The 12,486-nt window shown below is 33.5% G+C and carries 14 protein-coding genes and 1 tRNA gene; 11 read left to right on the forward strand and 4 right to left on the reverse strand.

What is annotated here, in order from left to right; translation table 11 throughout:
* Nucleotides 1-68: 68 nt before the first annotated feature.
* Entirely contained in the window at nucleotides 69-245 is a 177-nt protein-coding gene (locus tag BGM26_RS02880) for an aspartyl-phosphate phosphatase Spo0E family protein (protein ID WP_254118942.1), read from the reverse strand.
* Between the two features lie 314 nt (nucleotides 246-559).
* Here BGM26_RS02880 and BGM26_RS02885 point away from each other — a divergent pair, with 314 nt between their 5' ends.
* The 3 genes from BGM26_RS02885 (at nucleotide 560) to BGM26_RS02895 (ending at nucleotide 2,605) form a co-directional block, all read left to right on the forward strand.
* Nucleotides 560-1,267, forward strand: coding sequence for a cytochrome c biogenesis CcdA family protein (locus tag BGM26_RS02885; protein ID WP_217038250.1), 708 nt, complete (start codon nucleotides 560-562; stop codon nucleotides 1,265-1,267).
* 273 nt (nucleotides 1,268-1,540) lie between these two features.
* Nucleotides 1,541-1,900 (forward strand): response regulator, encoded by a 360-nt coding sequence (locus BGM26_RS02890; RefSeq protein WP_217038251.1) that lies wholly within the window; start codon nucleotides 1,541-1,543, stop codon nucleotides 1,898-1,900.
* Between the two features lie 213 nt (nucleotides 1,901-2,113).
* Complete coding sequence (locus tag BGM26_RS02895; protein ID WP_217038252.1) at nucleotides 2,114-2,605, forward strand: CcdC family protein; 492 nt, start codon at nucleotides 2,114-2,116, stop codon at nucleotides 2,603-2,605.
* Between the two features lie 101 nt (nucleotides 2,606-2,706).
* Here BGM26_RS02895 and BGM26_RS02900 read toward each other — a convergent pair whose 3' ends face one another.
* Nucleotides 2,707-3,132, reverse strand: a complete 426-nt coding sequence (locus BGM26_RS02900) for a DUF2621 domain-containing protein (protein ID WP_217038253.1) — start codon at nucleotides 3,130-3,132, stop codon at nucleotides 2,707-2,709.
* 146 nt (nucleotides 3,133-3,278) lie between these two features.
* On the opposite strand from BGM26_RS02900, the gene BGM26_RS02905 reads away from it, so the two are divergent.
* The 4 genes from BGM26_RS02905 (at nucleotide 3,279) to BGM26_RS02920 (ending at nucleotide 7,654) form a co-directional block, all read left to right on the forward strand.
* Nucleotides 3,279-3,375: transfer RNA gene (locus BGM26_RS02905), tRNA-Sec, on the forward strand.
* Between the two features lie 158 nt (nucleotides 3,376-3,533).
* On the forward strand, nucleotides 3,534-4,508 hold the full coding sequence (locus tag BGM26_RS02910) for a tyrosine-type recombinase/integrase (protein WP_254118944.1): 975 nt from the start codon (nucleotides 3,534-3,536) through the stop codon (nucleotides 4,506-4,508).
* Nucleotides 4,509-5,869: 1,361 nt separating this feature from the next.
* On the forward strand, nucleotides 5,870-6,433 hold the full coding sequence (locus BGM26_RS02915; RefSeq protein WP_217038254.1) for a hypothetical protein: 564 nt from the start codon (nucleotides 5,870-5,872) through the stop codon (nucleotides 6,431-6,433).
* A gap of 285 nt (nucleotides 6,434-6,718) precedes the next feature.
* Complete coding sequence (locus BGM26_RS02920) at nucleotides 6,719-7,654, forward strand: hypothetical protein (RefSeq protein WP_217038255.1); 936 nt, start codon at nucleotides 6,719-6,721, stop codon at nucleotides 7,652-7,654.
* A 352-nt stretch (nucleotides 7,655-8,006) separates the two neighbouring features.
* On the opposite strand, the gene BGM26_RS02925 is transcribed toward BGM26_RS02920, so the two are convergent.
* Complete coding sequence (locus BGM26_RS02925; protein ID WP_217038256.1) at nucleotides 8,007-8,198, reverse strand: hypothetical protein; 192 nt, start codon at nucleotides 8,196-8,198, stop codon at nucleotides 8,007-8,009.
* Nucleotides 8,199-8,457: 259 nt separating this feature from the next.
* On the opposite strand from BGM26_RS02925, the gene BGM26_RS02930 reads away from it, so the two are divergent.
* From BGM26_RS02930 to BGM26_RS02945, 4 genes are all read left to right on the forward strand, one after another.
* Nucleotides 8,458-8,745: a hypothetical protein gene (locus BGM26_RS02930; RefSeq protein ID WP_217038257.1), complete on the forward strand. Its 288-nt coding sequence runs from the start codon at nucleotides 8,458-8,460 to the stop codon at nucleotides 8,743-8,745.
* A 56-nt stretch (nucleotides 8,746-8,801) separates the two neighbouring features.
* Nucleotides 8,802-9,173, forward strand: a complete 372-nt coding sequence (locus tag BGM26_RS02935; protein ID WP_217038258.1) for a hypothetical protein — start codon at nucleotides 8,802-8,804, stop codon at nucleotides 9,171-9,173.
* A 369-nt stretch (nucleotides 9,174-9,542) separates the two neighbouring features.
* Nucleotides 9,543-10,637, forward strand: coding sequence for a DNA sulfur modification protein DndB (locus BGM26_RS02940; protein WP_217038259.1), 1,095 nt, complete (start codon nucleotides 9,543-9,545; stop codon nucleotides 10,635-10,637).
* Between the two features lie 416 nt (nucleotides 10,638-11,053).
* Nucleotides 11,054-11,614: a recombinase family protein gene (locus BGM26_RS02945; RefSeq protein ID WP_217038260.1), complete on the forward strand. Its 561-nt coding sequence runs from the start codon at nucleotides 11,054-11,056 to the stop codon at nucleotides 11,612-11,614.
* Nucleotides 11,615-12,234: 620 nt separating this feature from the next.
* On the opposite strand, the gene BGM26_RS02950 is transcribed toward BGM26_RS02945, so the two are convergent.
* Entirely contained in the window at nucleotides 12,235-12,486 is a 252-nt protein-coding gene (locus BGM26_RS02950) for a hypothetical protein (RefSeq protein WP_254118946.1), read from the reverse strand.

Here is a 12,486-nt window from a genome sequence, read left to right on the forward strand (position 1 = left end):
ATGGTAGGAGATTTAGTTTATTAATAATGAAAACCAGCTTCGTGCGGACATCGCCATAGCTGGTTTTTTTATTGGGTATGAAGTTTCTTGATAAAAATCCGGTTATATTCATTCAGTAAATGATCCAGTTCTTGGCTATACTTAACTGCTTTCGAAGATGTTAAACCGTTTTTCATGGCCACTTGAATTAATTCTAGTCTTTTTTGTTCAATTAAAGTAAGTAACTCTTGTTTTAACACGGCCATTTATCCTTTCATCTGGTTTTAATAAATAATCATGTTTATAGGCATAAAATGGATCAATGTAAAAACATGAAAAATAATAACAATAATTGTAACATTTACTCTAGTATAACGAATTATGGGATTTAATTCAAAAGAAATTTATAGAAACTGCCATAATATTTACAAAAAGGTTAGATTCTTTTAACGTTTTGAGAAAACTTCCTAATCAGAAACAATAAATAATAGGACACAAATTGTTCAAAACTAATCATTATCTTTTCATACCAAGTTTTGTTAGAATGAATGATGAATCATTGTATACAGGAGATGTTAAGATGACAGATTTGAATGTGTTCATTGCATTAGGAGCCGGGTTTCTAAGCTTTATTTCTCCTTGCTGCTTACCATTGTATCCTGCGTTTTTATCTTATATTACGGGGATGTCTGTGGGTGAGCTGAAAGAGGAACATGCGATGCTCCAGAGGCGAAGCATGTTGCATACATTATTTTTCCTGATTGGATTTTCGCTTATTTTTATCGCAATCGGTTTTGGGACTTCCTTCCTTGGCCGTTTCTTTGTTGATTACCAGGATCTAATTCGACAACTTGGTGCAATATTTATCTTTTTCTTTGGATTAATGGTTGTTGGTTTTATTAAACCGGAGTTTTTGTTAAAAGAAAGAAGGTTTGAATTTAAAAACCGTCCATCTGGTCTAATCGGTTCCAGCTTAATAGGAATGGCTTTTGCTGCAGGCTGGACGCCTTGTACAGGCCCAATTCTAGGTGCTGTTATTTCATTGGCTGCATCTAATCCGAATTCGGCGATGATCTATATGATTGCTTACATACTTGGATTTGCAGTGCCATTCTTCATTCTCTCGTTCTTCGTTGGCAAACTTAAATGGATTAGGAGAAACAGTCTAACAATCATGAGAGTCGGAGGCTTTATAATGATGGTGATGGGAATTGTCTTATTCTTTGACTGGATGACGAAAATCATTGCAATGCTGTCACCTTTATTCGGCGGGTTTATGGGCTTTTAGGGAGCTATTTTTGCCGTAATAAAGTTGCAGTTTCTAATAGAATGATCTATAGTACAATAAGCCTATTGACTTTTATAAGTATCGGCGGAAATTGTCGTATTCTTTAAATTGAAATTTCCCTCATCTTTCGATATATTGAATTAAGTGTTTTATTATTGGGGGATCTTGTTTATGATATTGCGACATAAAAGTGAAAATTAAATTCTGTTTTATAAAAGAAATAGAATTTTAATAGAGAAAACTTCCGTTGTAGTGGGTCGAGGGGGAACAGCGATGGCAAGAATATTAATTGTAGACGATGCTAAATTTATGAGATTAACTTTATCCAATATCTTAAAAAAAGCAGAGCATGAGATAGTTGGCGAAGGAGAAAATGGGAGAGAGGCAGTCCGTCTGTACGCGGAATTGAATCCCGAATTAGTAACAATGGATATTACGATGCCGGAAATGAGCGGAATTGAGGCAGTAAAGGAAATTAAAAAGGAATATCCAGGAGCAAAAATAATCATATGCTCAGCGATGGGACAACAAAAAATGGTTGTAGAAGCTATTGAAGCAGGAGCTAAGGATTTTATCGTCAAGCCATTTGACGAGGGCCGCGTATTGGAGGCTGTAAACCGAGTATTAAATTAATCTAACATAGGCTGACTCATAGGGGATTGGGAAGGTGCGAACCTGTCTAATCCTTTTTGGTTAGCTCTCTTCTTTTATTTAGGCTGTTTTCTTAAACTTTGTAGGCCAAATACAACAATATATGCGAAAACAGCCTTTATTTATTAACTTTTCACAAACTGCACAAATAGGATATAATGGAATGGTAAATAAAAAAATAAAGGATGAAAGATTATGAACATGGTTATTGCTTCATCGATTGGAGCCATCTGCATGGCTGTTTTTGCCATGTTCATCCGTATGAAGGCTGCAAAACAACCGGCAACCGCTAAAAAGATCATATTGCCACCCGTTTTCATGAGCACCGGTGCGCTGATGTTTTTATTTCCTATATTCAGGGTGACGCCACTTGAAATTGTCGAAGCAGCTGCAGTTGGAATGATTTTTTCAATTTTGCTGATTAAAACATCTTCGTTTGAAATCAGGGATAATCAAATCTACTTAAAACGTTCAAAAGCGTTCTTGTTCATTTTGCTTGGTTTGCTTATTGTCCGGGTTATTGCAAAGTTGGTCTTAAGCTCCTATATCGATATCGGTCAATTAGGAGGCATGTTCTGGATCCTTGCCTTTGGCATGATCGTTCCATGGCGCATTGCGATGTTTATGGATTTTCGTAAATTACAACAGCAGCTATATAGTTCTACGAACAAGAGGCCTACCATCTAATTCAAAGGTCACCGGAAGTTATTTCGGTGGCTTTTCTATGGTAAAAAAGCGGATTTGTCTCAAATTTCTCAGAAAAAAACCATTCCAATGGATCGGAATGGCTAAAATAAATGCTCGTATGGAGTCATATTTATTTTTTTCTCTGATAATTTTTTTCTGAGAAATTTATGATCTCTTTTAGGCGTAGCTAAAATATAACCACGTATGATCAAATCTTCATTGATATTCGATGCGTGCTCTTTTACTGCAAGCTCACCAATTTTTCCAGCAATTTTTTGACGGGCAACATCTCGGAACAGTTCAGGGACTGGACTAACTAAATCTTCCAGCAGATTCTTTTCTTCCTGTTCCCATAGGTGGATCGTTTCATTGACAAAATGCTCTTCCCAATCCAAATCCGATTTACCGTCCTCTTTCGGCAATCTTTTCAAAAACTTACGAAACATAAAGAAACCGCCAATTGCAAAGAACGAAATCAATATAACAACCCAAAACAGGATAAACCACATAAACCAGCCTTCAAGCATTTTCCTCACCTACACACATATTTTCCTATCTCTATTATAATCGTTCATGTATTGGCAGACAAGACATGAACGATTTGCGAGAAACTTCAGAAGGTTTTCCTTGATTGATCTATTGTAAATTAATATAATAGAATAAGTCCTTTAATGGGGCTGAATGGGGTACTGGTGTCCTCCACGGTCTTCAAAACCGCTTGTGACCTGCGTGCCAGGTCAGCTGGGTTCGATTCCCAGACAGTCCCGCCATCCTTGATACCTAAGGGTTTTTCACATATAAGTTAAGTTATTTCTCCAACGGTTTAATTGCACTTTTTGAGCGAGTTCGTTGGAGACCGTTTAACGAGACCGTGTGCGTAAAATATAGTTTATAGCCTTCTACTTGATAAAATGTAGGAGGTTTATTCATGTCAAAAATGAAAAAAACTAAGGTTAGAATGTATTCTAGAGTAGGTATTCATGTACCTAATAAAAATAATATTGAAGAATATTCAATAAGAGAATTGTTTGATATGTTCTTAGCAGATAAAAGTATTGAAGGGCTTTCTGAAAGAACACTACATGACTATAATGTCCACTTTGATTATTTGATGGGTTTCTTAGGAGAGGAAATAACTAATAACCAGTTCAGTAAGGAACTTTTCAAAAGCTATATTGCTTATATGTTACATGAAAAAGGTTTAAGTCCAGTTACAGCAAATGTAAGAATTAGAACTGTTAGAGCCTTTTTAAGATATTGCTACCTAAATGACTATATTGTTGAACCTATTCATGAATATTTTAAGCCAGTTAAAACAAAAGAGGATACATTAGAATCTTTTACCTCTGATGAAATAAAGAAGTTACTTTCAGTAGTAGATGACAAGTCTTACAAGGGCTTTCGGGACAAATTAATAATTTATTTGTTATTAGACACACTTGTAAGATGTTCAGAATTAGTTGGAATGAAAAGGAAAAATGTTGATCTAAAAGCAGGATTTATTACACTAGAATCAGAAGGAACAAAAACAAAAAAGGCGAGGACTGTTCCCGTATCAATTCGAACAACAAAATTGTTAAAGGAGTATTTAGCCATAACAGAAGAGTATGAAACCGAATTTTTGTTACTAACTTATGAAGGAGAACCATTATCTGATAATACAGTGAGAAAAAACTTAGCTGAGATTGGCAGTAAAGCAGGAGTAAAAAAAAGAGTATCACCCCATACTTTTAGGCACACGGGAGCATTATTCTATATTTTGAACGGTGGTGACCCTTTTAGCCTTCAAAAGATACTTGGACACACTGATATGTCGATGGTGAGAAAATACATTCAGATGACAAATACAGACGTTAAAAAACAACATAATCTTTTTTCTCCGCTAAATATGGTATTTAAATAAGAGTAGCCCCCTCAAAAGAGGGGGCTAGTTTAAAGGGAATTTAACTTTTTCGTAAAATATTAAACAGGAGTTTCCGCAAGTTCGTTTCACATCGCACTCGATTGGAGAACAAAATAAAGACTTCAATTATCTCCGTGTTTTTTATCTCCAACATATTTCCACAAGTGGTATATCCCCCAAAACAAGATTGTGTTTAAGAGTAGAAATATGGGGACCATCAAAGGATTTTCCGCAAAATAATTCGACGCAAAGACAGAAACACCTACCAAGATAATTATGAATGGGAGCAGAAGAATCCAATACCGTTTATCTTTAAGAATTTGAAAACTAAACATGCAACCACCCCTATTCCATACATGATAAATCTTTTGAAAAATAATACCTTGTTTATCCAACAATATGGCTCCGTTTGTTGAATCGATTCTATACACGGAACCTTTTAATTTATCTTAACACAGATTTTCTTGTTTCCTCCAAAAAAATTACTTCAATTGACTTTAGGTGGGCACCTTTGAGCGGGAGTTCTCGTTGTTATGTTCAACCAATTAGCAAGCGTTTTAACGCAGGATTTAACAAAGGCGCATAAATTTATGCGATGCTGTTAATTCCTGTACCAATTGTTGTGCCAAATCATCCATATAAAGCGTTCAAACGTTGATATACCGACTAAAAAGGGAACACCAATTCATACGTGAATTGTGTCCCCAATCATTGTGTTTTTTAATGTTTTCTTCCCAACAACCGAACCCGTTACTTTTTGTGCATCGTCTTTTTATGTTCGTTATATTGTGTTTTTTATCAATACTGAATAAATTGTTTGTATTTTAGCAAAAACATGAAGAATTAACATTTTAATATGTAAAAGATTCATGCTTTCTGTCTTTGTAGCGGCTGAGGGAGCTTCAGTAAACCGATTTATGAATATTTGGAGAGAATAAAGCCACATAAGAAAATAATAGCATCTACCAAAGGTTGAATAAAGACATAGATTGGATAGAGATTGAGAAAAACTTAACACTTTTTTCGCCTTAAACACTTATTACCGCATAGGAATAGTCAGATTAATGACAAAAAAATCAAACTATAATTCTGTTAAACTATTGACTTTTTTTATAAAATATGAGATAATAAAGAATGTACCATTTTTAGGGTATAGAACCCCATCTTAAAATTATCAATTACCTAATTTTATTATACAAATATTTTGGGATGGTGTCAACAGATTTTTTATAAAAAAAGGAAGGTGAAAATATAATGGTAAAGTCAAGTTTTACTTAGTGGGAGATCAGTAATTGCAGATGTTTTTGAAACCTGAATATAGGAAAAGAATTATCAAAAAAATATATGGAGGTAAATGGAAAATGAAAAATGAAAAAATGCAGTTCCCTATTGAATTAAAAAAATTAGATCAGTTAGCTTACAAAAAGCTTTATGATAACGCAAGAAACATATATGACAGATCACAAGATCACACAGTAAATGGTCAGCGAGAAGAATATAAAAATACAAAATGCTTGTTAGGTGCAAATATTCCGCAAATTAGAGACAACATGTGGAAGGATGATCGTTTAAAGCAAGAAATGCGAAAAGCAATGATGGTTTATTTAATAAATGGACAGGCTATAGAATACGTCCCTGAAGTACATAGGACAACAAAAGATTACGATTTTAACGTGGAAATATTAAATAAAAATGTGCATTCACAAGAGGGTAGCATGCAGAGTGCTGTAATCATGCGAGAGACTACGGAAAAATATGAAGTGATTGGAATAGAGGTTTTCTCCAGTAAATCGCAGCTTGCCAAAAGATTAGGTGTGAGCAAAAACTTAATTTACACATGCGAGGCAGGAAAAATAATAAAAATTGACGATATTGTAATTAAATTCCAAAATGTCATCAAAGATAAATCAAAATTAATTGGGTGAAAGCGTGAAAAAAAGGGAAAACAACAAGGTAATAGGAAGCGTAAATGTACAGCGCTTCCTAGAATGTCATTGATAAAATATTACTTTTACAATAACAATCTGTATAGGGTTTTCTTTAAACGAAGGACATTAAATAATATTGGCTCAGGAATTAAAATCCAAAAATGATTTTCAATTTATATCAAATTGATGAAAGGTTGCAGAAGGCACTGGATGAATACAAAGCAAGATAATCACAAACTAACCCCATACAAATTCTATTAAAAATTCGGAGGTAATTTATTTATGAAATACGAGGAAATTGCAAAACTATTACAATATAATAAAGAATACGAAAGCAAATTATTTATGCCAAATGAGATATTTAAAGATTTAAAGGCGAATATCAAGAACACCCCACATATTGCATTTGCTTACTCTTATATCTATCTAGTAACGTGGTTATGCAGATATACGAAATACATTGGTAGCAATGAATCACTTAGCAATCCCAAAATCAAGGAAATATTAGGGTATAATCCTAGAACGCAGACACTTAATTACCTCATAAAGAAAAACGGTTTGCTAGATAATATTGGATATACAAGAATAGATAGAGACCTTCCATATTTAACAAGATTGGAAGATAATGAATTAGAATTTACATGGCTAAGTGATTTAGACGATGCGGAAACGGAAAAACTGATGAGGAGAGATATACCAAAGAATTTTACAATAAAATTTCCAGTAAAGGCATTTAATCGGTATGTTGAAGAAGATGGAGATTTGGGAGTAGCAGGAACGTTTTTTGGGATTGAGAACACCCACTGTATTCCATTTGAGGTCTTTATGTATTGTATGGGTAATGAAGAAATTGGTTGTACAGGATTTTACCTATACGCTTATCTCAAACACAAGAATGATATTTTCAAGAGAGGGTATGATGTACCACTTGAACGATTGGTTGAAGAAACAGGAATTGCTGATAGAACCCTTGACAAATATCTTAATGAGTTGAAAGGATACAAGGTAATCAGATTTAAGCACAATCAGAAATTCTTTGCTGTTGGATTAAGAGAGAGTGAAAGAATGGCAAATACTTACATAACAAATGAATATGTTTTGTTTGAAGATAATCCTGTACCATTCAGAAGGATTGACATTATGAAGAAACAGGATTATCTCGAAATGTTGAAAGAAGAAGAAAACTTGAATATTCAACTAGAGCAATTGCCATTCTAGTTTCGTATTTCAACAACATATGAATTTGCGGTACATATAATATATATATATATATATATATATATATATATAGATTACAATTATTCTTAGCCCCTATTTTACTTACCGCAAAAAGATATGTTATTAATTTTCTATTCGAAAATTTACACATATAGGAACATACATTTGTTATAAATTTACGATACGAGAGCATCAAAACAGACTGAATATGCTTATATATCAAAGTTTTAGTCGTGTAATTAACATCCCAAAGATTATTCTTAGACAAGCTGAAAAGTTAGTATTTTCAAGGTTTAGATCATTCCGAACATGATTGACGATAACCAATATAAGGGCAAGAACTTGTACGAGGTTAATCTACTAATTCCATACGATAAAACCAGTATTTTTGTTTTATATTCTCGAATGTATTTATGTTTTTAATCAGTTCAGTGTCGAGATCACTACACGTCAAATGAGTCAGTTTATTCATAATATCCATTGTGACAATGTCATCGTCTTTCAATTCATTATGACAAGCCCCACAGCAAATTCCCATTCCCATTTGGATTCCATTCTTTCATTTATTCCTTTGTCCATTGTGTAGCATGGGAATAATTATAAATGTTTAAGTGTTTGATGAATTGTATAAGGGGCCCTACCAACAATACACGGAAAACATACGCAAACAAATTTCGACATGAAGAAAGCCGATTTTTCGGGTCTGTTTAGAGAGCAAAATATCTGCTCTCTTTTTTAGTTTCTAAATATATCCAATTTGCGGCTCATAAATGATAATGAACTATGACTAAGGAGGGATAATTTTGAAAAATTTTTTTTGTTTTTTGTTTGTATCATTACTTTTATTTACTGGGTCTACTATGACAATTGCGGAAAGTCCATGGGATCAAAAGGATGTAGCAATAGATAAAAAATGGACTATAAAATTTAATATGGAGGTACTAAATGAAACCGTTAATAAAGAAAATATTTATATTGAAGATTCAAATGGTAATCGTTTAAGTAATGTGATTGTCAGCATAGGCAATAGTGAAGATACTGTAGTTGTCGAAAACTTTTTTAATTATGAATATGAAAAAAATATTATTTAATTATTACAGATAGGGTTAAGGGTAGGAATGGTAAGAGTTTAGGAAATCCAGTAAAAATGCAGTTTACAACTATTAATGAACCAGCTAATGATGAGCCTTTTTACATTGTAGAAGGTGTAGGGGAAAAACAAATTACAACAGATAAAAAAGCGCTCTGGCGTATTTTATTTAATTTAGAAGTTGACCCGAGTACTATTAATCAAGAAAATATATATGTTGTAGATGAAAATGGGAATAAAATGGATACTACTCTGAAACTTTCAAATACAGACGGCAGACATATTATAGTTCTGCCTCCACATGAAGGATATTCATATGAAGAAGTTTATAAGTTAATAGTGAAAAATGTGAAATCAAAAAAAGGAAAAATATTGGATAGAGAAGGAGAAATGCTGTTCCTTATTAAAGATGAAAATTCCCCGTTATAATAAATGATATTTCGTAAATGAGAGCGACCTTTGTGTCGTTCTCATTTTTTTATTATCTCATTGAGGATGATTATCAATTATGTAATGCCAAAATACACCCTTGTTATTATTTACGATATGATTGCCGTGGAGCACACTAAAACCCTTTATCTTCAAGCCTTCAATCATCTTTAGTATCGTGAAACTTAATATCCCTATATCACTCTTAAGGTCTGTATTTTCAAGGGTTCGCAACCTATTCGGAAGAATTAATGATAGCTGAAATTAAATAAATATAAAGTAGCATTTTAAAAAAGTGTTCTTAAACAATATTCTAGGAAATATATTTATTACAAGTAATAATGGGCTTACCTAAAGGAGGAATACAACATGTTAGCTACAGATTCAATTACCACTATTTCTGGCACAAAAGGTAAACAGTTTGGCAAAGATGTTTATACTTCACTAATCAAATTTAAAGATTTGGAGGAGTTTTTGGCAGTTTTCCCTCATGTCCAAAGAAATGTAGATAAAAAGAGAGTGAATTTAATATCAGGTTACATTTTAAAGGGGTTAGAGGATGAAAATATGAGCTTCTTAACTTCACTTACTGTTACATGTAGAGGGAATATGTTCTTTAATGACTCCAAGCAGATGATCGCAATTGACACAACTAGCCGTTTATCAATTAATGATGGTCAACACAGATTTGAAGGGGTCAAGAAAGCGATAAGTGAGCTGAGGAAGGAAATCAAGAAAACTAAAGCTGGTGAAGTTAAAAACGCTTTAAAACGGAAATTGGATTATTTAAATGATATGGTGCTCCCAATCGTTATTTTTGCTAACATTTCAGAAAATGAAGAGAAGCAGTTGTTTCATGATTTGAACAACTTGGCAAAGCCACCTAGTAAGTCTGTAAGTTTAAAATTTGACCAATCTAACTTATATATCAGATTAGCAAAGGAAATTTCTCTAGGGAACGATTACCTTGTTTCGTATGGCATCGACATGGAGAGTGACAGACTTTCTGATAAGAATACAAATTTCGCTCTTTTAAGTACAATAGCGAATAGCATATGTTTCTTATTGGTGGGTACAGAAAAACAAACCGAGGACTTTCTAACGCAAGAAAACTTCCAAACTTATAAGTCCCAGGTTAATGAGACTTTCGATAATTTATTTTCGACTCTGCCGGACGACATTACCAATCGAAAAAAATATCTATTAGGTAAAGCAACAACCTTACAGGGGATATGTAAATTTATTCATAATACTAAGAGTAAATTTATGTTATCAGATGAAGTGATTTACGGAATAATAGAAACAACAGAGTGGAGGCACAACGATATTTGGTTAAGCCATGGTGGCTCATGGGATAAGGATAATAAAAACATTACTTTCCCTGGCAGTGGCACGGGAATAAGGGCGGTTTATCAGATGTTAATGGCTAACCTAAATAAATTCCAAAGTGAAGAAAAAGGGTAAGGGCTCTCTCCTTGCCTTTTTTCGTGGATACAAACGATAATAGCCATTAATGTATTAACTCCATGCGATAGACCAATGTTTTTGCTTTATATTTTCAAATGTATAAATCTTTTTTATTAGAACAGAGTGCAAGCCGATACAAGTGTAATGGGTAAGTGTATTGATAATGTCGATTTTAACTATATTAGCATCTTTTAAAACTTTATGGCAAACGCCACAGTAGATATTCATTGTATCCCTCCTTTCATTCTTATTATACATAAGAGCGAGAAGTGGTACGAACAAAATATATCTTGAATCAAAAGTATCATATCTTAGAAGTATTGACCCTGTTTTTGAGTTGTAGTATTATCAAGGTATAGAGGGGTATCGTAACTTAGTGTCATAAATGCATATCGAAAAAGGGAGAGGATAACATGAAATATGGATATGCTAGGGTGTCAACAGTTGGACAAGATTTAGATGCACAGATTCAAACATTGGAGAATGAAGGTTGCAAAAAGATTTATTCTGAAAAGTTTACTGGGACTAAAAAAAACAGACCTGAGTTTCAAGAATTGCTATCAATCTTAAAAGAAGGTGATACATTAGTAGTTACAAAACTGGATAGGTTTGCACGTTCAACAGTAGACGGTATTCAGACAATAAAAGCACTCTTTGAAAAAGGTGTTAAGGTCCATGTTTTAAATATGGGATTAGTTGAAGATACACCAACAGGAAGATTAATATTTAATATTATGAGTGCATTTGCGGAGTTTGAAAGGGATATGATTGTAGAGCGAACCCAAGAAGGCAAAGCAATAGCAAAGCAAAAAGATGATTTTAGAGAAGGCAGACCGGTTGTTCATAAGAAAAAAGCCATTGAACACGCTTTAAAGTTACTGGAGAGCAATTCATATAAACAGGTAGAAGAAATGACAGGCATTAGCAAAAGTACACTAATTAGAGCCAAACGAAAGCTAAAAGAGCAAGTATAAGGGCTAGGTCAAATTTAACTCCTTCCTTGCAAATAAACTAATTTAGCTAAATATGACTCAAGTGGAAACAGTGAGATATTAGATGTTCTCAAGAGAAATAAGGAACAAATTATAAATATATGTAGATAGCTAGGCTTATTGCACTATAGAATCTTGAAAATATTCGACAAATATTATTCCCCCTTCAATTGTTCCCGGTGGCAGATATCCTTTCACGGGGGGTGGTTTTGACCATTTAAGTGGGTGTAGTGCCGTATATAAGGTAGAGCACACCTAGCCCTCTACTACAGCTTGATTTCGAAATTGAATTTTTGTTAAAGCAACGCAAGTGATTTAACATATAACAACGCTTGGTATAAAACGAAAGCGAGTTGAAACATATTTATCATTAAACTCCTTGATTGAATTACTTGTAATAACCGCTTGTATAGGCTTATTATTCACATATCCATCCGTTCCAAAATTATCTAACAAATGGTTAAAGTCATTTTCTTGAAACAGTAAACAGATAAAACTTCATGTGATTTTCTGCTTTCTTATTGGAATCTGTTGAAGAATGAACTATCACTTTTATCATCGACAGGCATTTGTAGATCCTTTCTCTCTAATTGGTCAATTCGTTACTGTAGGGTATCGGCAAATTCCGAAATGCTCATATCATCTTGTTTATAATTCTTCATGAGTGAAGGTTGGTTTGCAATGGATTCTAAAACGGATAAAGCAGTTTTATAGATAGAACGCTTGGACAGGTTAGAATTGGGTTTATATTCGTCATAGTGCTTTAATCCACTTTCTTCTAGGTAAATTTGTATTTCTTCATGTGAAAGTTCAATGCCTTGAACCTCTAATTCAAGGCGTTGCAGATTGTTCAT

It is taken from the genome of Bacillus sp. FJAT-29790, assembly GCF_019039215.1.
Taxonomy (GTDB): Bacteria; Bacillota; Bacilli; order Bacillales; family Cytobacillaceae; genus Cytobacillus.

Bases quoted from the DNA above. Each gene is read 5' to 3' on its own strand.
- BGM26_RS02915 (WP_217038254.1), top strand. From the start codon at position 5,870: ATGAAAAATGAAAAAATGCAGTTCCCTATTGAATTAAAAAAATTAGAT.
- BGM26_RS02945 (WP_217038260.1), top strand. From the start codon at position 11,054: ATGAAATATGGATATGCTAGGGTGTCAACAGTTGGACAAGATTTAGAT.
- BGM26_RS02950 (WP_254118946.1), bottom strand. From the start codon at position 12,486: ATGAACAATCTGCAACGCCTTGAATTAGAGGTTCAAGGCATTGAACTT.
- BGM26_RS02890 (WP_217038251.1), top strand. From the start codon at position 1,541: ATGGCAAGAATATTAATTGTAGACGATGCTAAATTTATGAGATTAACT.
- BGM26_RS02895 (WP_217038252.1), top strand. From the start codon at position 2,114: ATGAACATGGTTATTGCTTCATCGATTGGAGCCATCTGCATGGCTGTT.
- BGM26_RS02880 (WP_254118942.1), bottom strand. From the start codon at position 245: ATGGCCGTGTTAAAACAAGAGTTACTTACTTTAATTGAACAAAAAAGA.
- BGM26_RS02920 (WP_217038255.1), top strand. From the start codon at position 6,719: ATGAAATACGAGGAAATTGCAAAACTATTACAATATAATAAAGAATAC.
- BGM26_RS02935 (WP_217038258.1), top strand. From the start codon at position 8,802: ATGCAGTTTACAACTATTAATGAACCAGCTAATGATGAGCCTTTTTAC.
- BGM26_RS02885 (WP_217038250.1), top strand. From the start codon at position 560: ATGACAGATTTGAATGTGTTCATTGCATTAGGAGCCGGGTTTCTAAGC.
- BGM26_RS02910 (WP_254118944.1), top strand. From the start codon at position 3,534: ATGTCAAAAATGAAAAAAACTAAGGTTAGAATGTATTCTAGAGTAGGT.
- BGM26_RS02940 (WP_217038259.1), top strand. From the start codon at position 9,543: ATGTTAGCTACAGATTCAATTACCACTATTTCTGGCACAAAAGGTAAA.
- BGM26_RS02925 (WP_217038256.1), bottom strand. From the start codon at position 8,198: ATGGGAATGGGAATTTGCTGTGGGGCTTGTCATAATGAATTGAAAGAC.
- BGM26_RS02900 (WP_217038253.1), bottom strand. From the start codon at position 3,132: ATGCTTGAAGGCTGGTTTATGTGGTTTATCCTGTTTTGGGTTGTTATA.